Source organism: Phaeodactylibacter xiamenensis (assembly GCF_000759025.1).
Taxonomy (GTDB): Bacteria; Bacteroidota; Bacteroidia; order Chitinophagales; family Saprospiraceae; genus Phaeodactylibacter; species Phaeodactylibacter xiamenensis.
In genome coordinates this window covers 20,625-42,846 of the sequence record NZ_JPOS01000101.1, presented here as the reverse complement: position 1 = coordinate 42,846, position 22,222 = coordinate 20,625, and the positions used below count along the sequence as shown (strand labels likewise).

Here is a 22,222-nt window from a genome sequence, read left to right as displayed (position 1 = left end):
TTTTAGTGGTTGTAGGACTGAGTTTGGCATGGTCTTGCCAAACGGAAGCCCCTTTGCCTGATGTAGAGCTGCCCGGGCTGTCACTCTTTTTACAGTCTGCTCCCCCGGGAATCGATCAGTACCTGAAAGAAAAAACAACGGATGAAAAGCTACAGCAGTTATTGGTCTTGAAAACGGATGTAGCTCAGGTAAGTGCTGCCCGCCTGGGTGCGGCTTCCGGTTGCTGGCTTACTGTAGCTGCTCCGGAGGATTTGGACCGTATAGACCGTCTTTGGGAAACCCGGACTTCCTTCCCGCCTTTAAAGGTGACTGAGCCTAATCGTTTGCCCGGCTATCTGTTTGGGGAGCAGCAAGCCTTCCCTTCCTTAGAGGTCATCTCTTCAATTGGAGACGATAGTCTGCGCATCCGGTTGGAACAAGCCTATATTCATCAGGCGAATGCATTACAGCTGAGCTGGCTAAGTTTGCCTGGCTACGGTATGGAAGGAGGAGCAACCTTGCTGCCGGAAGCGGGTATCCAAAATCAGGCTCGCTGGATCAATCAAATGAACAAAGCCCATTTGCTTTCTGTCGCCGCTCCTTTTTCAGATACAGATTTACTTTCGGTAGACACCACCAAAGCTTTTCTGAAGTCCTTAGCCTACCATAAAACTTTAATTGAAGCAGGCTTGGGTGGTTTCTGGCTGCCGGTGGAACAACTCGGGCGGAGTGGCCGCCTGGCAGATCTCTTTCGCAACCGGCTTCAGTTTGGCGGGCTGCTCATCGCAGAGGTAACGACAGAAGCTCAAATCGCCAACTGGCTTGAACAGGATGTTGACTTGCTGGTGATTGAGGCCGGTCAATATACCCCTGCGCTGAAAGCGCTAAAGCAAGCCTACCGCAGAGGCGTACTTAGCGAAGAACAGCTCAATCAAAAGCTGACAAGAATTCTTAAAGCCCGCGCCTGGGCAGGGGATAAACCTGAGCCCGAGCCCCGTCCTGCTGCCTCAAAACCAGCGTTGGAGGCTTCTGTAGCGGGCGCAACAGTGGAAGCACAGCCCGAACGGCTTTCCAGAGAAGAATACTTCAGTGCCACAAGCTGGGCGGTATGGCAGCGCAAAGCCTATGCTTCTTCGATTGTCCTGGCTGCCAACCCCGAACAGCGGGTCCCTCTCGAAGCAGGGGAGAAAGGCTGGACGATCCTGCACCTGCCAGGTACGGTCTATGACCGGCATTTTGAACAGCGCTTCGGGCACTATGCCAATTATCGGCTGGTGCGCTCATGGGCGGAAGCAGCAACTGCCGACCGCCTTATTGTGCTGCTGGATCAATACCTTTTGCAAGCGCCTGACCTGGGCCAGCTGGACCGTATCAGGCAGCAGGCAGAAGTGGTGGTGGTCAACCTTGGGCACCCCGTTAACCTTCAACAGCTGAGCCGGAATGAAGTGGTGGTACAGGCTTTTGGCAATAGCGATCTTGAAAAAGAACTGGCAGCACAACTCCTATTCGGGGGGATTGCTGCAAGAGGGCGATTGCCATTGACCTACAGCCCCGATTTCCTGATCGGGCAGGGGGAGAAAACAGAGGCCGTACGCCTGGAGTATGCTTTGCCTCAGCAGGTGGGGGTATTGCCTCAACGCCTGGTTGGTATCGACGCGATTGTGCAGTCAGCCATTGACGAGGGGGCAACGCCCGGGGCACAGGTGCTGGTTGCGAAATCCGGGAAGGTCATTTATAATAAGGCTTTTGGCCACCATACCTATAAAAAGGAACAAAAGATACAGCACTCGGATCTGTACGATGTGGCCTCCATTACAAAAATTGCAGCGACTACCCTGATGGCGATGCAGCAATATGAAGCCGGTCAGTTGCAGCCCAAAGGCCAGCTCCGGGAATATTTAGACCTGCCATCCAACAGCCGCCTGCGCAACCTGACTCTTCAAAAAATAATGACCCATCGCAGCGGGTTGCAACCTCACCTGCCAGTAATCCCTTATTTGCTCGCCCGCGAAGCAGACAACGATAATTGCGCTGATTACTTTTGTAAAACCAGCTCACCTGATTTTGCCGTGCCGGTATCGAAGAACTTCTTCTTCTCTACACAGTTTCACGACAAGATTTGGGAAGACATGCAACGCCTGCGCGGCCGCCGTACCCGATACCGTTACAGCGACGCCAATTTTGTGCTGGCCCAACGAGTGGTGGAAGCCCTCGGCGGGCACCGCCTGGATACACTTGCAACCATGCACTTTTACCAGCCCCTCGGGTTACGCTTTACCCGCTTTACACCGCTCGCGCACTACCCTGCAGATCAGATTGTACCTACAGAAGATGATTATCGCTGGCGGCATCAGCTGGTACATGGGTTTGTGCACGATGAAACAGCGGCGCTTTTGGGAGGCGTGGCCGGGCATGCGGGCCTGTTTAGCAATGCAGAGGACCTGGCGGTGTTGTTCCAGATGCTCCTCAATGGCGGTACTTATGGCGGGCAGCAGTTCCTGGAGCCGGAAACGATTGAGTATTTCACCAGCGCCGATCATGGTAACCACCGTGGGCTGGGCTTTGATAAACCAGAGGAAGATGATATCGAAGAGGGAGGTTACCCGGAAGCCATCAGTGAGCGTACTTATGGGCATACCGGTTTTACGGGCACTTGTGTCTGGGTAGACCCGGACGAAGAGCTGATTTATATATTCCTATCCAACCGGATTCACCCGGACCGCAGCAACCGCAAACTTTTCAAGGATAAAGTGAGAGAGCGTATCCATAATGTGATCTACGATGCCCTCGGTACGTTTGAACCGGAATGGCCGGAAATGGAGCGCCCGCTGGCCTCAGTCCAAAATCCCCTCTAGCAGCCAATCGGCAAGTGCCTGCCGGTTGCTTTCCAGAATGACCCGCTGTTGGTCGAACTTATTCCTGATATTAGCCAGTTCAACGTACACGGAAGGTGTTAGTGTTTCCCTCAGCATGTGCAGGTCGCGGGGAGTGACCGTACCATGGTACTGACCGTTGGCGCGGTATTTGCGGTACTTTTTGCGCAGTGCATGCTGTAGGTCCAAAGCCACTGTTTTACTCTCAGAGCTGGTTGGGTGATAGTAGAAAAAGACGTCTTTGCGCTCGCCTTTGTTTCTGGAATCTACGTGCACGATGATGGTCGTTTGTTCGGTAACTCCTGCGGCCTTGTTTTTTTCGTACAGTTCGTTAATGGCATTAGACCGCTGGAACAGCCGGGGCTTTTGTTGCCGCATTATTTTCTGACCGCCCCAGACCACTTCGTCATAGTCGCAGTCCAGGAATTTGTCGCTTCGTATCCCATCGTTGTCGTCGCGGATGATCATATAGGCGGTTGCACCATGGGCTACAAGGTTCCGGCAAAGGCGCAGCGCCACGTCATAGGCGTATTCATCTTCACAAAGGCTATACTCGCCACGCCGGCCTATGGCGCCGGGGTCCGGGCCCCCATGCCCACTTACAATGTAAAAAACCTTGCCTTTGAGCCGGGTGCTTTCCAGAGGAGTGTAGGCATATTTAGGGCCGAAAATAGGGAACCGGCGATTGCCGCTGCCGGACTTGTCAACAGCTTCCTCTGGCTGCCGCTCGGTTATAGGCTCCGGGATTTTGAGGTCTGGCTCCGGACAGTAAAGCTCATGGTAGGGCACCCAAAGGACCCGGTTGTCTTTAAAGGATTGATCGCGCTGTTTTTCTGCCAGCATACGCTCATTGTAGTCCTGAATCCGAACGGCAAGATTCCAGTCATCAATGCCAATGGTGGACCTGATCGTACGCCCGTTGAACTCATAGAGGAGGATGGGCAGCTCGTAGGTCCGCCCTACAATGAGATGCGAATTTTTCTTAAGACTGTTGAGGGTATAAAATTTGGTGAAGTTACAGGAATTGCCGTCGAGCCCGTATCGTCGCATAAGCGCGTAAATCCCATCACCGGACACGGCTTTGACCGTAAAATACCGGTTGCTTTCCGGTACAGTAGCTTTTGGGAGTTGAGCTTGTGCTGGCTGTATGGTCAGCCAGTAAGTCATTAGTATTGTCAGGGATATAATTTTCTGCATCATTGCAAACCCTTTGTAGTCCATATTAATGACTACCAGTTCATTTTGGTTTATATGCAATACGAAGTGGTTTGCAACGTCGACCACTGACGAAGCGTAGCTTGTCAGGACAAGCGCAAGCCACTTCGTATTGCGTGAATGCTGACCCGCCTGCCTTAGTATTAAGTACGGCGGACAGGCATTCAGTAGGTTTGCTATGGCAAACCACTTAATCGTCAGTATAGTTGGGGGCAAAATATACTCATTAACCCCCAAATTCCCTACCTTCGCGCCATGGGATTGATGAAAGAAGTGGTTTTTCTGTTGCGCAAGGACCTCCGCCTGGAGCTCAGGTCGAGCTATGCCATCAGCGGTATATTGCTTTACGTGTTTTCCACCATTTTTATTGTCTATTCCTCTTTTCAGCGGGTACAGCCGGATGTTTGGAATGCCTTATTTTGGGTGATCGTGCTGTTTGCCTCCATTAGCGCTGTGGTCAAAAGCTTTGTGCAGGAGCATGGTGCCCGGGAATTGTACTACTACACCCTGGCAAACCCGACCTCCATTCTATTGTCCAAGATGCTCTACAATATCCTGCTCCTGAGCCTGCTGAGCCTGCTCACCTGGCTGGGCTTTAGCTTTGTGGCGGGCAATCCGGTCAAGGAAACGGCGCAGTTTTTTGGCATAATTTTTCTGGGGGCAACGGGGTTTTCTATTACATTCACCTTTGTTTCCGCTATCGCTTCCAAAGCAGACAGCAGCGCTACGCTTATGGCCATACTGGGTTTTCCGCTTGTCATCCCGGTCCTGCTGACCCTCATCAAGCTCTCGGCTAACGCCCTGCGGCTGATGCGGGATACCGGCATTGAGAAAGATGTGATGATCCTGGTGTCGATCGATTTGCTGTTGCTGGGTATTGCACTGGTCCTTTTTCCCTTCCTTTGGCGGGATTAGGCTTAATTTCTGATGGCTGATAATTCTGCCTCCAAAACGCTTTTGGCTTCAGCTGCCTCTGAGGGTAATGCATCTATGAGTAAATTAGTGTTTTCGTAGGGGTCTTGCTCGAGCTGGTACAATTCTTCATTCCCATCAGCGCCGGTAATGAGCTTATACTTTCCGTTACTGATTGCCCAGGCATTGGTAGTGCCATTGTCCATCTCTGTATACTGAAACGTCCTGCTTCCCTGGCCCCCGGTGAGGAGGTTGGCAAAACTGTAGCTATCCTGATAAACAGCTTCGTTAATGCCCGTCAGGTTGGCAATAGTGCTGAACAGGTCTGTGCTGCATAAAAGACTGTTATCCTCCCCCTGACGTGTAACGCCTTTGCCGGAGACAAACATAGGGACATTCACTCCTCCCTGGTACAGACTGCCCTTGACGGTACTGCCAGAGTAAGGAGCTTGTGCCACCTGGGCAGGCGTACCGTTATCCGCTAAGAAAATGATGAGGGTATTGTCCAGCACTTCTGTCGGAATGCCCTCGAGCAGGCGTCCAATTTGAAAGTCCATCGCTTCAATAGCTGCCATATAATAAGGTGTGGGGTCAAGCCCATCGGTATAGTCTGGAAGCGCCCCCTGAGTATGCATAGCAGCCGGTGGCGTATGAAAAGGCGTGTGAGGGGCATTGTACGCCAGCCATAAAAACCAGGGTTTAGACTGGCTGTTGACCCAATCTATTGAAAGGTCCGTGAATACCTGAGTGATGTATTCGGTTTGAAGGCTGCCGCTGCCATCCTCTGTCAGTTGCCATTGGTAATAGTTTTGGACTGCCCCACGGGCCAGGCCTGCATAGTAATCAATGCCAAAGCTTTCCGGGGTCGCCACCGCCCCTTCCTCTGATAAATGCCATTTGCCGATCAGTGCAGTAGCGTAGGCACCATCTGTACCGTCCTTTATATATTGGTGCAGTGATTTTTCAGTAGTCGGTAAAGGGTCGCCGGCCCACTTAACACCTGTACGGTAGCCGTACCTGCCTGTCAGGATGGAAGCCCGGGTAGGAGAACAGGTTGGATTGACCCAAAGACGGTTGAAAGTGAGGCCTTCTGTGCGAAGACGGTCAAGATTGGGCGTGCCTGGCTTCGTGTTACCTTCCGTAAACCCAGAGGTGGCATCCTTGCCCATATCGTCTGCCAGGATCAAAAGGATGTTGGGCTGAGCTGTAGCCGTTGGGGTGGGGGTCTCCGGTTCGTCATTGCAGCCGAGTGTGAATGCCAGAGCAAATAGCAATATTGTAAAGTACTTCATGTAAGCGCCGCTTTAAAGATAAAGGAAGATAAGCCAGGAATTGTACTCAGGCAGAGGGGACTTATTTAGACTCGATGCGTTGGAGAAAACGAGCGGGTTTAATCACAAGGTATTCCTCCAAAACATCAAGTCTATCTAGCTACTAAAGCGCTTTCTGCGCCACCACAAAGTAGCGGGTACTCTTACAGCTGTCTGCCTCTTCGGGTATAAGCCCAAGGCTGTAGGCATCGTAGAGCAGTACATTACCTCCGAATGCGCGCTCAAAGTAGGTGCGTACCCGGTGCAAAGGAGGGAGGAAACGCTTGTGCCGGCCGGCGTAGTTGAGATCCATTTGGCCATTCCTGAATTCAATATTAAGAATTTCGCTTTCCTGGTACATGCGCCCTTCTTCTTCAATGAGCCTGGGCGTGCGCAGTGAGATGATGGACTGATCTTCGGCGTACATCACATTGGGGTACCAGCGGATGTGGTCGGGCGTGATAAAGTCGCCCAGGAAGTAGCCACCGGGCTTGACCAGCGCGGCGGTCTTCTCAATGGCTTCCTGCAGGTGGCTGCTTGGCAGATAGTGGAAGACATTCAGGCCTGTGAAGGCAATATCCCATTGTTTGCCATCTGCGTCAAAAGCAAGAATATCGCCCTGTTCGGCACGGATCCGCTGCCGGGCCTCCTGTACCATTGCCTCCGAAAGGTCCATGCCGAGGAGTTGATCGTAGGGCAGTCCCAGTTCATCAATGATATACCGTTCCACCAGGCCTGTGCCGGCACCAATGGACAGGAAGCGCTTGTCTGAAAAATCCGGGGCGAATTTTTGTTTGAAAAATTCGAACCCGCCGGCAATGAAGCCTTTCAGGCAGGGACGGCAGATAAGTTCGTCGTAGAGCGCTGCATATTTGTGGAATTGGTCGCCCTGTGTTGCTGTTTCGGCGAGCTCGTTCTGTAGTTGAGCAGCCGCACGGAGTTCCTGATTAAGGATACGCCAAAATACGGAGTTGTCGGTATGATTGTCCGCGTTGGTATGTGCTCTAAGGTCTTTGAGCAGCTGGGACTGAGCAGCATCAGAAAAAAGGCGTTGCGCAGCGGCTTCCAATTGCTCCCGGGCACCTGGCAGTCCGGCCTCTGCCATTCGCTTTAAGCGCCGGGTCAGCTCCACCTGATAGCGCAGCAGGGTGGGAAAGTCTGCTTTTGGACCGGGCTCTGTCCATTTAATTTCACTTTCCGGAAGCGCGAAGAACACACCGCCATCAACGCGCTGAATGGTTTGGTTTTCCAAATCGTACACCCGGGCATCGCCGGTGACATTCTCAATGTCTTCGGGCCTGCCATAGACATGCAGGGTTTGGAAAGGCTCAGCGGTAGGGTTGCCCATTTGATGAACGAGGGTGTGGCTTACGCCAACGACATCACCGGGCTCAAAGGGAAAGCGTGCCAAGGTTGAAATACGCCCTTCCTCAATCCGGAATGTGGCATGCTCTGCGGGGCCGAATACCTGTACAGCGCCCCATTCTGTATAGCCATGGTCGTGGATGCCGGAGAAATCGCCAGGCTGCCAGCTCATGGCCATGATTTCAAAATGATTGCCCTCGTAAATCAGTTTACGGCCGTAGCTGTCGGCAGCAGGATGGTCATAGTCGGCCCAGGGTGCTATATCTGCAGGTTGAACACCGGCTTCCAGGACGATCCTGCGCATATCCGCAGGTTTTAAGGCGCGTTTGGCTTCCAGTTGCCGGGCGATGTATTGTAAGGCTTTGGGGAGTGCTTCGATGGTCTTCGCTGGGGGGAGTGGATGGCTCACCGTTTTTTGCATAGTTTATAAGTTTCGTTGTTGACGCCTAAATATCAGTAATTCAGTATAAAGTTTTGGTGACTGTCATCACAAATCAGTGAAAGCGAACAAATTTATACCAGATAACATTTCCTATCTATTGAGTAGGTTTTAAATTTATGCAGAGTGTGACTGCCGTCACTGAATGGAGGCGGGCATCGTCGCATCTTTGCACTGTGATCGTCAAAAAATACAATTGAACATGAGCAAGAAAATGTCTTTCAACGACTTGATCAACGGCGAAAAGCCAGTCCTTATTGATTTCTCAGCCGAGTGGTGCGGGCCTTGTAAGGCAATGGCGCCAATCCTGAAAGAAGTGGCAGGGGAAATCGATGGCAAAGCGTCTATCGTAAAAATAGATGTAGACCGCAACCGGGCGCTCGCTACTAAGATGCAAATTCAGGGCGTCCCTACATTCGTGCTGTTTAAAAACGGTGAAATCATGTGGCGGCAGTCGGGCATGCAGTCCGCGCATCAGCTAAAACATGTGATCAATCAGTTTGCCAACTAAAGTACTGTTCGCCGGAGGCGTTGCCGTGCTGGCAAAATTGCGGCACCCTGACCGGAGTAAACAAACTTTTCGACAATACTAACAAATAGAATAATTATGAATTTAGCGGTAAATGCTTCATCCTTGGTTCAATTCATCAGCCAACCCTGGCACTGGGCGGTTTCGGGTGCTGCTATAGCATTGGTGCTCGCTTTGATGACCTGGATGGGACGCAGCTTTGGCGTTTCTACTACTTTTAAAGCCTTTTGCAGTGCTGCGGGTGCAGGAAAAGTATCTGACTTTTTCAAAATGGATGTCAAGGAGGAGTTTTGGAGGATCGCCTTTGTGATCGGTGGTCTGATCGGTGGTTATATTGCCACTCATTTCTTACAGAGTCCTGAGCCTGTCGCGATTAGCCCGGAAACAGTCGACTACCTGGCAACGATCGGGATCAATTACCCGGAGGCAGATGCCAAGGGTATTGGTTTTGTGCCGACTTCCCTGTTCAACTTTGAGAGCCTGAGTGGTATCCTCATGGCAGTGGGAGGTGGTTTTCTGGTCGGCTTTGGTGCCCGCTACGGTGATGGCTGTACTTCGGGGCATGCCATCTCTGGCCTGGCGCACTTCCAGTTGCCTTCGCTCATTACGGTGATCGGCTTCTTTATCGGTGGGCTGGCTATGACCCATTTCATCTTCCCATTCCTGGTGGGGTAATCATTTTTTTAGCAAAAAGTCGTAGAAACACAACGATATGAAAAACTTATCATTCCTGACAGTGGGCGTCTTTTTCGGGATTGTAATGGCCAAATCAGAGGCTGTTTCCTGGTTCCGTATTCACGAGATGTTCCGCTTCGAGAGCTTCCATATGTATGGCATTATTGGTACCGCAGTGGTATTGGGTGCTGCTTCCATGTGGCTGATGAAGAAAACGAAAATGACCACCCTGCGGGGCACACTGGTCGGTTACAATCCTATGAATTTGAACATTAAGCGGCATTTGCTTGCCGGCACGATCTTTGGATTGGGCTGGGCGCTGGTAGGTTGCTGCCCTGGGCCTATGTACGTTTTGCTTGGCAGCGGCTACACCATTATGCTTCTGATACTCGCAGGCGCTACACTGGGGACCTTTACCTACGGGCTGGTCATAAAGTACCTGCCGCACTAAAGATATTTTCAGTTGGGTGATTTATTGGGTTACGGATGGGCTGTGCTTATAGCTCATCCTCCATTAATTGGGCTCGCAAAGCAATTTGTGAGCCTAATTTTTGTGCTGCCGGTTGCGCCAGGCTCCGAAGAATAACAAACCTGCCCCAATCAGGCTGCTTACTAAACCTGCCCTTACAAAGGTGAGGCTGAGCGGCTCCTGCCCGAATTCACGCTCGATTTGTAAAATATCCTCAATGATCAGCTGACTGAAGCATACGGCTGCAACGCCAAAGAGCAACAGGAATAAACCAAAGGCAAAAAAAACGGTATTGTTGCGCATGTATTTGATGAGTATCAGGCACCCTCCAAAGAAGCTTGAAGCCGGAAGCATTGCCACTGCAGCTGCTGAAGAACCAGCCAGCTGTCGCAGAAAGCAGTAAGCACAAGCTCAGGAGTACGGCCCATTTTTTCGTATGGGATTTCTGTGGCAGCATTGCCTTTCGTAGTTGATTTCAGCAGCTTGCCGGCACGATAGTAGAAATAATGCTTGAACTCGAATTGTTCATCCATGGTGAAACAGAAAACATCAGTGCCGGAAGTACGGGTAAAGTCCTGTAGGGCTTTGTCTGTAGCATTTTTGCTTCTAGGCTCTGATTTTCGGATCAGCATAGGTTGTCCGTTATGTACGGTAGCGAGGAGGAAATGAGGTGTTGGGGACTGCGATAATTCCAAAAACCCTTCCTTGAGGGTCATCGTTTTTTCGGCAGGTTCGGCGTCGATGCGTACATGGTCTAGAAACCCTTCGGCGTTGAGTACGATATTTTTACCGGCTAGAATAAACTCATAATGGTCAGTCATGTAGCTCCAAATGGTTTAGTATTGGGCAAGCGTGGAGAAGCCTGCCCAATGTGGGTCCGAAAATTAGCGGACAATCCAACCGTTTCCGAAACCATCCTGCGGATGTACGAAGGCAAGTTCACCTTCCTGGTTTTCAGCCATCAAGACCATGCCCTGAGATTCTACGCCCCTTAGTTTGCGCGGGGCGAGATTGGCCACTAAGACTACCGTTTGCCCGGGTAAGTCTTCCGGCTTGAAAAACTTAGCGATACCGGAAACGACGGTCCGCTTTTCACTACCAATATCAACGGTAAGCTTCAGGAGCTTGTTCGCTTTTGGCATTTTCTCTGCCGCCAGGATGGTGCCGGTCCGTAAGTCCAGTTTAGTGAAGTCGTCAAACTCGATGTTGGGTTTGATCGGCTCGCGTTCCTGAGCCTGGTCGGCTGCTTCGATGGCTTCCAGTTTTTCCTTTTGCCGGTTTACGATTTGCAGACGGCTGTCGTCTTTGCGGTCGTGGATTTTGGCAAAAAGCAGCTCGGGTTGGCCAATCTTGTGACCGGCCGGGAGCAGCGGCTCTTTATTGGCCAGTTGCTCCAGGGCTTTTTGGAGGTCGCCGTTTTCTAATTCCGGCAAGCCCGCCAGCCTGCGTAGTTTCGGGCTGGTAAACGGAATGAAGGGCGCTGTCAGCAAGCTGAGCAGGGCGACCACCTGCAGGCCTGTAAACATGATATCCCGTATGGCCGGGTCTTCCGGGTTTGCCTTGTAGAGGGCCCATGGTGCTGCATCTTGCAGGTAAGCATTGCCCCAGGCTGATAGTTCCATCACGCCCTGAGCGGCCGTGCGGAAGCTGAATCGGTCCAGATCCTGTACGATGCGGTCCACAATCTCAAGGGCAGGGGCCAGGATTGAATAGGTATCGGTGTTTGGAGTAGGGACAGTTCCTTCAAAATACTTGTTGGACAATACAATCACCCGGTTAACAAAGTTGCCAAGGTTGTCTGCCAGTTCTTTATCGTGGAAATCCACGAATTCGTCCCATTTAAAGTCGGCGTCCCGGTTTTCCGGCATATTACGGGTCAGGGCGTAGCGCAGGGCATCTTCCTTATTAGGGAAGTCTTTGAACTCTTCCAGGTATTGGTGCTGTTCGAGCCCCCAACCACGGGATTTGGAAAATTTTTCACCCTCGAAGTTAAGGAACTGATTGGCCGGCACATTTACCGGAAGGTTGTAGCCGCCGTATGCTTTTAGCATGGCCGGGAAGACGATGCAGTGGAACACAATATTGTCTTTGCCGATGAAGTGGATCAGCTCGCTGTCTTCGCTTTTCCAATAGTCTTCCCAGTTCTTACCATTTTGTTTGGCCCATTCGCGGGTGGCCGAGATGTAGCCGATTGGGGCATCAAACCAAACGTAGAGTACTTTGCCTTCTGCATTTTCCACGGGCACTGGTATGCCCCAATCCAGGTCTCGGGTGATGGCACGGGGCTGCAGCCCGCCATCCAGCCAGCTCAGGCATTGCCCGACTACATGTCGTTTCCAGGCCTTGGGGTCGTGGTGCGTTTTGCCATCCAGAATGCCTTTGTCGATCCAATCCCGAAGCCAGTCTTCGTGTTTGTCAAGCTTGAAATACCAATGGGTAGTTTTGCGCAGGGTGGGCGCTTTTCCGCTGAGGGTAGATTTGGGGTCGATGAGCTCGGTAGGGGAGAGATCGGAACCGCAGTTTTCGCATTGGTCTCCAAAGGCAGCGCCGTGGCCGCATTTGGGGCAGGTACCTGTGATATAACGGTCAGCCAGAAACTGATCGTAGTCTTCATCGTAATACTGTTCCTGCTCTCGCTCCTCAAATTCTCCACCTTTATTATAGAGTGTGGTGAAAAAGTCCTGAGCCGTTTCGTGGTGGATAGGAGCGCTGGTCCGGTGGTAAATGTCAAAGGAAATTCCGAGCTGCTGAAACGTTTGTTTGTTCAGCCCGTGGTATTTGTCGATAATCTCCTGAGGGGAGATGCCCTCTTTTTTGGCCCGAATGGTGATGGCAGCGCCGTGCTCGTCGGAACCACACACCCAAACTACGTCTTTGCCAAGCAGGCGAAGGTAGCGGACATAAATATCAGCGGGAAGGTAGGCGCCCGCGAGGTGGCCAAGGTGTAGGGCACCGTTGGCGTAAGGCAATGCGGAAGTAACGATATATCTCTTGCTCATGTTTAGTCGGCTTTGTCGGCGAAGATAATATTTCTTTCACCGTTTATTAATGGCTAAAGCAAGAGCAGAGTTCCCTGAGGTAGCTACATAAAAGCGCAGGTGCTGATTTCCCAGCGGTTGCGTGGCAGAAAATTGGTCAGCTTAATTAGCAATGCCTGACCTTCATAGAGCAAGACGTAATGAGCAGTACGAATATCCTTACCGATATTGCGCATACTCGTGCACCTCATACCAAGGAAGGAGCCCAAAGGGATCGGGCTGCCGTTGATGGACTGCCGGAGCCGGTTGAGCACTTCTTCAGGGGTGCGGCCGAAAGCGCTGCGGCTCATCGTCAAATGGGTAAGTTCTGTTTTCAGAGCTAAGGTGTTCATAGGTGATTTTTTTCAGATTAATCGGGTGAAACCTTTACATGTTACTATAATGATGTACGATGTGTAAAGGGGCGTTGGATGTGTGTATAACAAATTGCACAAGTTAGCTATCTTTAAAGTATGAAGAAGCCAACCCCCACCCCGAGCGAGCTAGAACAAGTTGCCGACGAGATACTAAGTGGCATGCGTGCCGAGCTACTCGACTTTCTGCAATCTCAAGCCAACGCGACCTCATCGTCAGCTTATGAGAATAGCGTTTTAGATTTAGCCCGCCAATTTGCCCACAAGGTAGCTACCCAACAAGATGGGCCACTGCCAAAGAGCCGCAACGCTAAAAAAAAGTCTTGACAAGTTTTGGGCAGCTTACGCTGTCTAAAAACCACGTGCTATGCCAAGGCACAAAACGCTTTGCCCTCAGTGAGCGCCTGCGGGAGCTGTGCTGCCTGCTAGGACAGGGCAGTGTTTACGAGCAGGCTAGCGAGACACTGGAAGAACTGCTTAGGCTAGACTTATCTGGTATGCAAATACAGCGTGTCTGTATGCACTATGGCAGTTTAGTAGGCCCATTGGTCAGCGCGGATGCGGAAGGGGCCATACCCAGTTTAGAAATTACTGATGAGCAAGCGCCTACTTATGTGATGATGGATGGCATGATGCTCCCTACACGAGAGGAAAAGAGCTGGAAAGAAATTAAGCTCGGCCGCATATTTCAACACCAAGATGTGGTACAACTGTCGGCCAAGCGCAGACAAATACGCCAATCCGTCTATGTGTCCCATTTTGGCAGTGTCGACCAGTTTTTCCCTAAACTGGAGCGCCATCTAGTACCCTATCAAAAAAAGGTCATTTTGGGAGATGGAGCCCCATGGATATGGCGTTGGGCCGAGGACAACTTCCCTGGGGCTCGTCAAATATTAGACTTCTATCACGCCAAAGAAAAACTGGTGCTCTTTGCAAAACATCAGTTTAGAGTAGATGAAAAACGCAAAGCCTGGGTGGCTGGCCAGTGTGAAGTACTCTCAGCCAATAGAGTGCACGAGGTAGTGGATAACGTAAGCTGCCTCAGAGCGAGAAATCACGAAGCCCGGGAAGCTAAGGCGAAACTGCTATCTTATTACGAAGAGCATGAAGACCGTATGCAGTACAAAACCTACAGGGATGAAGGGCTGCTCATCGGCTCTGGACCAGTAGAGGCCGCTCATCGTAGTGTCTTGCAGCAGCGGCTCAAATTATCCGGCCAACGCTGGACGGTTGATGGGGCGCAAGCCATCGCGGATTTGCGGTGCTATCGTAAAAGTGGAGCGTGGAGTACGATCCAGCAACTTGTCGCAGCGGCATAGCTGTGCAATTTGTTATACACACGCGTTGGATCATTGGAGGGAATTTTTTTTCTTTGCGTTGCAATAAGATCTTTCAGTTTGCCGTTTTTCTATCTCCTGACGCCGGAGCCAGATTTGTCTGAAAAAAATTTAACATTTGCGAGGCAACAATCCGAAAATCTGAGGCGTTACTTAGGCGAAACAACTGAAACAAACAGCGTAAATTCGCTGACAAGAATTATAACTGGGGTTTAGTTTTTTAGGAGTGTAGCGGCGTAATGCTGCTACACTTTCTTTTTTTTGTAATTTCCCGCCCGAATTACAGCCATATAAAACCATTTATGCAGCTGCTACCATTCAGGGCAACTTTCCCTAAGCTTGAAAAAATACAGACTCCCGAACAATTCTTTGGGACCGTCAAACAGGAGTATGATAAATACTTTGAGGAGGGCTTCTTTCACGAAATAGAAGAACCTTCTATATTTGTATACCAGATCACCAAGGGGAGCAGAAGCTTTACCGGGGTAATCTCCGGTGTACACATGGCTGATTGTCTGAATGACCGGATCCGAAAACATGAGGAGACCCTGGCCGAAAAAGAAGAGAAGCAACTACAATTGCTACTGCGCCGAAAAGCGGCAGTAAAACCGGTCTTACTGGCTCATCACCCTGTACCCGCCATCAAAAACTGGCTGGAACAGTACAAACAGGAGCAGGTGCCGCTCATGCAGTTTCAGCTCAGCGGGGACAAAGAGTACCATAAAATATGGCGTGTTGCTGCACCGGATCAGGTTGCCAGTTTGCAGGCGCTCTTTATGGAGCATGTCCCGATAACCTATATTGCCGATGGGCACCACCGCACTTCCACCGCACTTAGGCTGTTCGATCAGACCGGGGGCAACAAGGAAGACTACGCCAGCCTTTTTGCGGCATTCTTTCCTATTCATGATATTCAGATACAGGATTTTAACCGAGTGATCAAGAGCCTTAACGGGCATTCTCCGGCTCAGTTTATGGCGCGCCTTTCTCATACTTTTGAAATTGAGCCCATTGAGCAAGCCGCCAAACCCAGCCGGAAGTTCGAACTGACGATGTACCTGCGCGGGGAGTGGTACCGGTTGAGATGGAAAGAGCGCATCATGCTGGAGTACGCGAGCCAGCCGGTAGTGCTTGATGCCATGTTGCTGAATCATAAAGTGATGAGCAAACTTCTGGGCATCGAGGATGTGCGCAATGATCAGCGGGTCAAGTATATTGAGGGGCCCAAAGGAATAGCCGGAGTGCTTAAGCAAGCAGAAAAAGAACCGGATAGTGTCGCGTTCTGCCTTTATCCAGTACAAATGGAAGAGGTGATTAAAGTTGCTGATATTGGGCAGGTCCTGCCACCCAAGTCTACTTGGTTTGAACCCCGAATGAAAAATGGCTTGTTGGTGAAGCGGATTGGAAAACAGATCGGTGTAGAGGTGAAAGGATAATGTTTTGAAAAAATAAACCTATGCGAAAGCTAACTGCAGACTATGTTTTTCCTGTGGTGGGAACACCCGTAAAAGAAGGCGTGGTGGTCGTTGATGACCAAGGTTTTATCCAGTCAATTGATGCCCGCGAGGCACATGACCCGGTTACGCTTGAGGTCCATCGTGGCGTCATTGTACCGGGCTTCATTAATACCCACTGCCACCTTGAGCTTTCTCATATGAAAGGTCGGGTGGATACCGGGACGGGGCTGTTGCCGTTTTTGCAGCAGGTGGTCAAGTTTCGGGATATTCCCATGGAGGAGATACTCGACGCTATCGACCGGGCCGATAAGGAAATGTGCGAGGAAGGCATAGTGGCTGTAGGCGATATCTCTAATAAAACGGATACTGCGGCCTGCAAAGCCGAAAGCCCGATCCGGTATTATACTTTCGTAGAGATGTTTGACTTCCTGCAGGATAGTATGGCCGGGCAAACCTTTGAGAACTACAAAGAGGTCTACGACGGACAGGCAGCAGGCAATGGCAATAAAAAAGCGGCTGTGCCCCATGCGCCTTACACCGTCTCTCCAACACTTTTCGAAAAAATCAATGCACTTAATCCGGATACAAATAGCACCGTTAGCATACACAATCAGGAAACGGTGCACGAGAACCAGTTTTTCCTGTCCAAGGAAGGAGGCTTCGTGGATTTTTACAATGCCTTTGGCTTTTCAGTCGAGCAGCTGAAGCCTACCGGGCGGCCATCCATCTACTATGCGATGCAGCATATGAACCCGGCCTGCCGTACGCTTTTTGTGCACAATACGATGACTACGGCAGCGGATATTCAGGCGGCGCAGGAATGGAGCGACAACGTATACTGGGCGACCTGTGCCAACGCCAACCTCTATATTGAGAACCGCTTGCCCAACTATAAAGCCTTCATGGACAACGGTGCGCGCATGACCATCGGTACGGATAGCCTGACCTCCAACTGGCAGCTTTCGGTCCTTGAGGAAATGAAGACCATTGCTAAATATCAATCCTATGTGCCCTTCGAGACTCTGCTACAGTGGGCAACGCTCAACGGGGCTGAAGCTTTAGGGTACGAAGCAGAACTGGGCAGTATTGAGCCGGGCAAGGCACCCGGGCTCAATTTGCTGAGCATAGATGAAAGCCTGAAACTTGAGGCTTCTACTCAGGTTCAGCGGTTGGTCTGAGTTGCCCCGGTTTGACTGAGCAGCTGCGGATGGTCTTGTGACTCAGGTTCTTTGGGCAACTTAGATTGAAAAAAGTCAAAAGCCACTTCCTGTAAGTCTTCCAACTGGCAATCGCTGCAGGAAATTTTGAAATGGATACGCTCTGCCAGCAGCGTTTGCGCAGTGATGCCCTTTCGTTCAGGAAAATCATCCATCGAAGGTGGGGGCCCAAAGTTATAGGCTGTAAGCGGGCAGGGCGCGATCGGCCGCTCCATCAGTTCCAGGACCCGGATCAGAGGGGCGTTCTTTACGAATATCGTTTGTGGCCCGATGGCTAGCGCTGAGGCCTGTTGCTCAAGCGCTACCCCCACCTGAATGTTCATCAGCCCGTAGGCGGTATTCAGCTGGTGCGTGCCAAATAAATCCGTAGACGTTGCGCTTAATCCGGGCTGTGCCATAGGGCATGCGGAAAGCAGGGCAATACTGATTGCCTTCACAATTGTTAGGGTGTACATGGTTTTTTTAGGGTTGTTTTATACTTATTTGTCGCGTGGATGGTCAAATTCCATAATTGGATCGTGAAAAAAGTTGAATTTTAACATTTTGGGCAGGCAGAAGCCACAACTTCTGTACAGATGTACAAGCCATGCAGCCAAGTTCTCAGATTAACCCGTATCTTTGTGGGCTGTAAAAATTTGAATACAAAGCAATGAGTAATAATATTGTAGCGGTTGTCGGCCGGCCCAACGTAGGCAAATCGACGCTATACAACCGGTTGATCGGAGAGCGGCAGGCCATTATTGATGACATCAGTGGCGTTACGCGCGATCGGCAATACGGCACCAGCTACTGGAATGGGAAGACCTTCACGGTGGTCGATACGGGTGGTTTCGTGAAGCATTCCGAAGACATTTTTGAGGCGGCCATCCGCTCTCAGGTACAGATTGCTATCGAGGAAGCGAGGGTGATTGTCTTTATGGTCGATGTGACCACGGGCATTACAGACCTTGACGAAGAGGTAGCTAGTATGCTGCGCCGTACTGAAAAGCCGGTTTATCTAGCCGTCAATAAGGTAGACAACCACAATCGCATGATGGAGGCGAACGAATTCTGGAGCCTGGGCTTCGAGAATACCTACTTCCTTTCTTCTTTGACAGGTAGCGGCTCGGGTGACCTGCTGGATGCCGTAGTGGAGCACATTGAAGAAAAAGAAGAGGAGCCTAGCCAGCTGCCGCGCTTCGCTATCGTGGGGCAGCCTAATGTGGGGAAGTCTTCTTTAACAAATGCGCTTTTGGGAGAAGATCGTAATATTGTCACTGATATTGCCGGGACTACCCGTGACTCTATTCACTCTACGTACGCTAAGTTCGATAAAGAGTTTCTGCTCATAGACACCGCCGGCATACGGAAAAAGTCAAGAGTGCACGAAGATCTGGAGTTCTATTCTGTGATGCGTGCCATCAAAGCCATTGAGGAAGCCGATGTCTGCTTGCTGATGATCGATGCGCAAACGGGGATGGAGACACAGGATATGAGCATCTTCCGGCTGGCACAGCGCCGGAATAAAGGCATTGTCATACTGGTGAATAAGTGGGACCTGCTGGAAAAGGAAACCAATACGGCTCGGGACTATGAGAAAGAGCTTCGCAACCGGATTGCGCCGTTTTCGGATGTGCCTATTCTGTTCATTTCTGTTGCAGACAAGCAGCGGATATTTCAGGCTGTGGAGACTGGTCTGGAGGTTTACGAGAACCGGAGCCGGAAGATCAAAACGTCCACACTAAATGAAGTCATGCTGGAAGCCATTGAGCGGTATCCGCCACCCTCTCACCGGGGGCGTTTTGTCAAAATCAAATATGTTACGCAGTTGCCGACCTACTACCCGGCATTTGCCTTTTTCTGCAACAACCCCAAACATGTGAAAGATAACTACCGGCACTATCTGGAAAATCAGCTTCGCAAAAAGTTTAATTTCTCAGGCGTGCCCATTGGTGTGTTTTTCCGAAAAAAATAGTGATTTACCGCTGTGCTTTGGGAAAACCCGCAAGCAGCAGCTATATTGCAGGCGTAAAGTCAAACTAATATGCCATTTCTGGATACGCCCGTTGAGGGGTTGAAGATATTTGAGCCTCAGGTTTGGAAAGATGACCGGGGTTATTTTTACGAAGCTTTCAACCAGCAAAGATTTGAGGAGGCAGGTATTACGGTGCCCTTCGTTCAGGACAATCAGGCACGCTCAACCCGAGGCGTGCTGCGGGGTTTGCATTATCAGGTCGGAGATATGGCTCAGGCCAAACTGGTCCGTGTACTCGAAGGGGAGGTCTTGGATATGGTGGTGGACATCCGCCCCGGGTCAGCAACCTACGGCAAGTGGTTCAGCCTTCGGCTAAGTGCCGAAAACAAAAGGCAGCTTTTCGTACCTCGTGGCTTTGCGCATGGATATCTTGTGCTAAGCCCCACGGCGGAGTTCTTTTACAAATGCGACAATTTCTATTCTAAAGCGCACGAAGGAGGAATCCTATTCAACGATGCCGAACTGGGAATTGACTGGGAGTTTGACCTCAACGAGGTTATCCTGTCTGAAAAGGATAAAGTGCAGCCTGCATTCGGGGAGCACCGCCCGGTTTGGTAAACCCGCATCAGTCGATTTTTTTCAATTGCTTAGGAGGGTACCACCGCAGGGTTAGCCTTGATACGATTACGATAGTGAGTAATCCGGACAGCATCGCTGTAGTGCGGAAAGGGAATAGCGACACCCCATCCTCCACCATTGGGTAAGGGAGCAGCAAGGGTATGCCGAGGGTGGCATCCCCCCCTCCAAATCTCAGAAAAGCTGCAACCAATAATCCGGCAACAGCCCCGGTTGAATTGGCTTTGGGGTCGAATAACGCGCAGACCAGGGCCGGGAACAGCAAGCAATACACAAAGTCGCTGCATAGGAACCACAACTCATAAACACTCTGGATATTCAGGGCAATCAAGGTGGCAGCCACGCCAATGATCCAAATCATACGTTGTACGACCTTACCAAGCCTGGCTGATGAGGCTTCGGGCTGTACCAAGGGCCGGAAAACATTCCAACTTGCCATTGAAGAAGCTGAGAGGATAGACGAATCGGCCGAGGACATAACAGCTGCCGCGATGGCGCCCAGCCCAATGATTCCTACCCACGAGGGGGTAAGGTACCGGACTACCCACGGCAGGGTGGAGGCCGCGTCAGGCGGGGGCGGCAAACCCAAGGCAGTCCAGTCAGCCGCATGGGCAGCAATACCAATCATGACGGCAGGCACCGCAGCCAATAGGCAAACCACTCCTGCAATCAGGGACAGCCGGACAGCAGTATCTGCATCTTTAGAAGAGAGCACCCGTTGAAAGTAGACCTGCCAGGGTATACCGCCAAAAATGAGCAGCAAAGCATAATCCCACCAATTCCAGTAGTAAGCCCCAAGTGCTTCGCGGCTAGGCAGTAGGCTCGCGGCAGCACCGTAAGCCTGCTGGTAATCTGCCCAAGCTGCCGTCCATCCGCCAGTCTGTTCTAGTGCGTAGGGCGTGACCAGCCACAATCCACCAAAGAGCAAAAGAAGCTGAATAACATCAGTGAGGGCCACTGCCCATAGCCCGCCCAGAGCCGTGTAGGCGATGGTGATGATGGCGGAAACCATTATTGCAGTTGGGGTGTCCAGCCCTGCAATAGCGCCGAAGGTTGTGCCTAAGGCTGTCAGAATAGCAGCGGTCCAGAAAAGCTCTCCAGACAGGGCGGGAAGGAACAGCAGGGCTGTGGTCCGTTTTCCAAACCGTTGTTCAAGCGGGTCCAAAAGGGTGTGAAAGCGGTAGGTGCGCATGCGGCGGGCGAAAAACAGGCCACCGACAACCAAGCTAAGCGCATAGCCCCAGGGCGCCTGTACCCACACTAGCCCGGCACTGGCCGTATACTCTGCGGTACCGTTGATGTAGCCTCCTCCAACCCAGGTCGCACTCATGGTGAAAATAGCCAGAAAAAGGGGCAGTTGCCGCCCGGCCAGCATCAGGCTTTCACTATCATTGCCCTGTCTCAGGCTTGCGGCATAGGCACCTACACCGAAAATGAGCGCGTAAAAAAACATCATGGCCAGGTAAGCCGGCCAGCTTAGTGGCTGCTCTGTGAAAAAGTGGAGATAGGCTCCGCCCAGTCCAAGAATGACTAATAGAACGATGGAGGGACGGAGTAAACGCCAAGTCTGTAAGGGCATAGGCTGGTTATTCTGAAATGCCGAAAATTACTCATATTTTAGCGCTGCAGCAAGATCAATCTATGGGGAAGCCGTACACCACTTGTCAACGAGCTCAGGCTTGGGCCGTCCACCTCTTTACCGCAAGTGGCATCATCACCGTGTTTATGGCAATGGTTGAAGGTACACAGCACAACTATACCAAAGCCATGTGGTGGTTGCTGGCTGCTCAGGTTATCGATGGAGTGGACGGTACACTGGCCCGGCGCTTCAAAGTCACTGAAGTGCTGCCGGAAATGAGCGGCAAGAGCATAGACTTTGTGATCGACTTTGCCGGTTACGCCATAATCCCGGCATTTCTCATCTATCAGGCGGGAATTATCGCCTCCCCCTATGATTTGTGGGCCGCTTTTCTCATCTTGGTCACTTCGGCCGTCTATTATGGAAAGTCGGGCATGATTTCGGAGGATTACTACTTCATTGGTTTTCCGGTGATGTGGAATATGGTGGCTTTCTATCTGCTTTTCGTATTTGAGTGGGAAAGTACCATTAACCTTTTGTTTATAATAATACTGGCGGTGCTACAGTTTGTACCGGTGAAGTTTGCCTATCCAAGCCGGACAAAACGCTGGCGGGCGGGCAATCTGACAGCGACGGTGGTCTTTATTGTCTCTATGGTAGGGCTGCTTTGGTATCAGCCCCGTGAAATGCCAGTCTTTTGGTGGGGCAGTGTATCGTCCCTGCTCTATTTTGGCATTTTTGCTATACTGGCTACCTTTTGGTTTGACCGCCGATGATAATTGGGGACAAACGGGCTTAACGGCGCAGTTTCTAAACCCAAAACCAGCATTCGACGTTACAAATTCGGCATTTAGGCGTCTCAAAGGCAAATAAGTGTCGAAGTCG

The 22,222-nt window shown here is 51.1% G+C and carries 20 protein-coding genes and 1 pseudogene; 12 read left to right on the top strand and 9 right to left on the bottom strand.

Annotated elements, in window-relative coordinates; all coding sequences use genetic code 11:
- The first annotated feature begins 53 nt into the window (after positions 1–53).
- Positions 54–2,834, top strand: a complete 2,781-nt coding sequence (locus tag IX84_RS31760; protein ID WP_052516522.1) for a serine hydrolase domain-containing protein — start codon at positions 54–56, stop codon at positions 2,832–2,834.
- On the opposite strand, the gene IX84_RS32695 is transcribed toward IX84_RS31760, so the two are convergent.
- Positions 2,814–4,109, bottom strand: a complete 1,296-nt coding sequence (locus IX84_RS32695) for an N-acetylmuramoyl-L-alanine amidase family protein (RefSeq protein WP_052516521.1) — start codon at positions 4,107–4,109, stop codon at positions 2,814–2,816. The two genes, IX84_RS31760 and IX84_RS32695, sit on opposite strands and share 21 nt — an antisense overlap.
- Positions 4,110–4,322: 213 nt before the next feature.
- Between IX84_RS32695 and IX84_RS29710 the strand changes: the two genes are divergently transcribed.
- Positions 4,323–4,982 (top strand): heme exporter protein CcmB, encoded by a 660-nt coding sequence (locus IX84_RS29710; protein ID WP_044230094.1) that lies wholly within the window; start codon positions 4,323–4,325, stop codon positions 4,980–4,982.
- A 2-nt stretch (positions 4,983–4,984) separates the two neighbouring features.
- On the opposite strand, the gene IX84_RS29705 is transcribed toward IX84_RS29710, so the two are convergent.
- Positions 4,985–6,271, bottom strand: a complete 1,287-nt coding sequence (locus tag IX84_RS29705; protein ID WP_044230091.1) for a sulfatase-like hydrolase/transferase — start codon at positions 6,269–6,271, stop codon at positions 4,985–4,987.
- A gap of 142 nt (positions 6,272–6,413) precedes the next feature.
- Positions 6,414–8,075: a methyltransferase domain-containing protein gene (locus tag IX84_RS33655; protein ID WP_063978316.1), complete on the bottom strand. Its 1,662-nt coding sequence runs from the start codon at positions 8,073–8,075 to the stop codon at positions 6,414–6,416.
- Between the two features lie 220 nt (positions 8,076–8,295).
- On the opposite strand from IX84_RS33655, the gene trxA reads away from it, so the two are divergent.
- The 3 genes from trxA to IX84_RS29685 all read left to right on the top strand — a co-directional run bounded on the left by trxA (position 8,296) and on the right by IX84_RS29685 (position 9,748).
- Entirely contained in the window at positions 8,296–8,604 is a 309-nt protein-coding gene (trxA, locus tag IX84_RS29695; protein ID WP_044230089.1) for a thioredoxin, read from the top strand.
- Between the two features lie 96 nt (positions 8,605–8,700).
- The gene (locus IX84_RS29690; protein WP_044230088.1) at positions 8,701–9,297 is read left to right on the top strand and encodes a YeeE/YedE family protein; all 597 of its coding nucleotides are present in this window, start codon (positions 8,701–8,703) and stop codon (positions 9,295–9,297) included.
- Between the two features lie 37 nt (positions 9,298–9,334).
- A complete protein-coding gene (locus IX84_RS29685; RefSeq protein WP_044230085.1) occupies positions 9,335–9,748 on the top strand; it encodes a DUF6691 family protein in 414 nt (137 codons plus the stop codon).
- A 93-nt stretch (positions 9,749–9,841) separates the two neighbouring features.
- Here IX84_RS29685 and IX84_RS29680 read toward each other — a convergent pair whose 3' ends face one another.
- From IX84_RS29680 to IX84_RS29665, 4 genes and pseudogenes are all read right to left on the bottom strand, one after another.
- On the bottom strand, positions 9,842–10,069 hold the full coding sequence (locus IX84_RS29680) for a hypothetical protein (RefSeq protein WP_044230083.1): 228 nt from the start codon (positions 10,067–10,069) through the stop codon (positions 9,842–9,844).
- A gap of 14 nt (positions 10,070–10,083) precedes the next feature.
- A complete protein-coding gene (locus IX84_RS29675; RefSeq protein ID WP_044230081.1) occupies positions 10,084–10,587 on the bottom strand; it encodes a hypothetical protein in 504 nt (167 codons plus the stop codon).
- A gap of 63 nt (positions 10,588–10,650) precedes the next feature.
- Positions 10,651–12,783 (bottom strand): annotated as a pseudogene (gene metG / locus IX84_RS29670) (methionine--tRNA ligase); the annotation flags it as partial.
- A gap of 65 nt (positions 12,784–12,848) precedes the next feature.
- Entirely contained in the window at positions 12,849–13,136 is a 288-nt protein-coding gene (locus IX84_RS29665) for a hypothetical protein (RefSeq protein WP_044230076.1), read from the bottom strand.
- Between the two features lie 120 nt (positions 13,137–13,256).
- On the opposite strand from IX84_RS29665, the gene IX84_RS29660 reads away from it, so the two are divergent.
- From IX84_RS29660 to IX84_RS29645, 4 genes are all read left to right on the top strand, one after another.
- Entirely contained in the window at positions 13,257–13,484 is a 228-nt protein-coding gene (locus IX84_RS29660) for a hypothetical protein (protein ID WP_044230074.1), read from the top strand.
- Positions 13,481–14,476, top strand: a complete 996-nt coding sequence (locus IX84_RS32280) for a UPF0236 family transposase-like protein (protein ID WP_081969018.1) — start codon at positions 13,481–13,483, stop codon at positions 14,474–14,476. Before IX84_RS29660 ends, IX84_RS32280 begins: the two co-directional genes overlap by 4 nt.
- A gap of 320 nt (positions 14,477–14,796) precedes the next feature.
- Complete coding sequence (locus IX84_RS29650) at positions 14,797–15,930, top strand: DUF1015 family protein (protein WP_044230069.1); 1,134 nt, start codon at positions 14,797–14,799, stop codon at positions 15,928–15,930.
- 20 nt (positions 15,931–15,950) lie between these two features.
- On the top strand, positions 15,951–17,129 hold the full coding sequence (locus IX84_RS29645) for an amidohydrolase family protein (RefSeq protein WP_044230066.1): 1,179 nt from the start codon (positions 15,951–15,953) through the stop codon (positions 17,127–17,129).
- Here the strand turns inward: IX84_RS29645 and IX84_RS29640 are convergent.
- Positions 17,114–17,623: a hypothetical protein gene (locus IX84_RS29640; RefSeq protein WP_044230063.1), complete on the bottom strand. Its 510-nt coding sequence runs from the start codon at positions 17,621–17,623 to the stop codon at positions 17,114–17,116. The two genes, IX84_RS29645 and IX84_RS29640, sit on opposite strands and share 16 nt — an antisense overlap.
- A gap of 194 nt (positions 17,624–17,817) precedes the next feature.
- Between IX84_RS29640 and der the strand changes: the two genes are divergently transcribed.
- Both der and rfbC read left to right on the top strand, forming a co-directional pair.
- On the top strand, positions 17,818–19,122 hold the full coding sequence (der, locus tag IX84_RS29635; protein ID WP_044230061.1) for a ribosome biogenesis GTPase Der: 1,305 nt from the start codon (positions 17,818–17,820) through the stop codon (positions 19,120–19,122).
- Positions 19,123–19,191: 69 nt separating this feature from the next.
- Positions 19,192–19,740, top strand: coding sequence for a dTDP-4-dehydrorhamnose 3,5-epimerase (gene rfbC / locus IX84_RS29630; protein ID WP_044230058.1), 549 nt, complete (start codon positions 19,192–19,194; stop codon positions 19,738–19,740).
- A gap of 7 nt (positions 19,741–19,747) precedes the next feature.
- Here rfbC and IX84_RS29625 read toward each other — a convergent pair whose 3' ends face one another.
- On the bottom strand, positions 19,748–21,337 hold the full coding sequence (locus IX84_RS29625; protein WP_052516520.1) for a sodium:solute symporter family protein: 1,590 nt from the start codon (positions 21,335–21,337) through the stop codon (positions 19,748–19,750).
- Between the two features lie 62 nt (positions 21,338–21,399).
- Here IX84_RS29625 and IX84_RS29620 point away from each other — a divergent pair, with 62 nt between their 5' ends.
- Positions 21,400–22,113 carry a CDP-alcohol phosphatidyltransferase family protein gene (locus tag IX84_RS29620; protein ID WP_044230120.1) on the top strand — a complete coding sequence of 238 codons (714 nt, stop codon included), beginning with the start codon at positions 21,400–21,402 and terminating at the stop codon, positions 22,111–22,113.
- Positions 22,114–22,222 lie beyond the last annotated feature (109 nt).